Consider the following 897-nt stretch of genomic DNA (forward strand, 5'->3'; position numbering starts at 1 on the left):
AGAGGCCACACCCGTTCCCATACCGAACACGGAAGTTAAGCTCTTCAGCGCCGATGGTAGTTGGGGGTTTCCCCCTGCGAGAGTAGGACGCCGCCAGGCATATTTTTACTTGCCAAAAGAATATAAAATACAGGTTTAAGAAGAACGGCCAATACAGAAACCGAAGGAAAGAGCATCGGATCACACACAAGTGAGTGAGGCTGCAGCCGACCGAGGTGACAGAGTGCGCCGCTCATCATAAGCCGTAACCATGGAGGATTAGCTCAGCTGGGAGAGCATCTGCCTTACAAGCAGAGGGTCGGCGGTTCGATCCCGTCATCCTCCACCACTTGCCGGTGTAGCTCAATTGGTAGAGCAACTGACTTGTAATCAGTAGGTTGGGGGTTCAAGTCCTCTTGCCGGCACCATTTCTATTGGTTATACCGAACCGTATGCTCGGCAGAGCACGGACGAATTATCCGCTAAGCGAAACAACAGCGCCCAAATGGAGCTGCTGCTTGAATAAGCTTTCTGGGATTTGGACGTCCTGCATGCTGTGGGTACAGGCAAAACAGAGAGCCATTAGCTCAGTCGGTAGAGCATCTGACTTTTAATCAGAGGGTCGAAGGTTCGAGTCCTTCATGGCTCACCATTTTAATTAATATGCGGGTGTGGCGGAATTGGCAGACGCACCAGACTTAGGATCTGGCGCCTTCGGGCGTGGGGGTTCGACTCCCTTCACCCGCATCTTTATTTTGCGGAAGTAGTTCAGTGGTAGAACACCACCTTGCCAAGGTGGGGGTCGCGGGTTCGAATCCCGTCTTCCGCTCCATTCCATTATGCCGGGGTGGCGGAATTGGCAGACGCACAGGACTTAAAATCCTGCGGTAGGTGACTACCGTACCGGTTCGATCCCGG

The 897-nt window shown here is 53.1% G+C and carries 5 tRNA genes and 1 rRNA gene; all 6 read left to right on the plus strand.

What is annotated here, in order from left to right:
• Positions 1–99 (plus strand): 5S ribosomal RNA (rrf, locus tag GKZ89_RS20805); the annotation flags it as partial.
• 153 nt (positions 100–252) lie between these two features.
• Positions 253–328, plus strand: a tRNA-Val gene (locus GKZ89_RS20810).
• A 3-nt stretch (positions 329–331) separates the two neighbouring features.
• Positions 332–407: transfer RNA gene (locus tag GKZ89_RS20815), tRNA-Thr, on the plus strand.
• A 148-nt stretch (positions 408–555) separates the two neighbouring features.
• Positions 556–631 (plus strand) — tRNA-Lys (locus tag GKZ89_RS20820).
• A gap of 13 nt (positions 632–644) precedes the next feature.
• Positions 645–726: transfer RNA gene (locus GKZ89_RS20825), tRNA-Leu, on the plus strand.
• A 10-nt stretch (positions 727–736) separates the two neighbouring features.
• Positions 737–811: transfer RNA gene (locus tag GKZ89_RS20830), tRNA-Gly, on the plus strand.
• Positions 812–897: the final 86 nt, after the last annotated feature.

Origin of the sequence: Metabacillus mangrovi (assembly GCF_009711125.1) — a bacterium.
GTDB lineage: Bacteria > Bacillota > Bacilli > Bacillales > Bacillaceae > Metabacillus_B > Metabacillus_B mangrovi.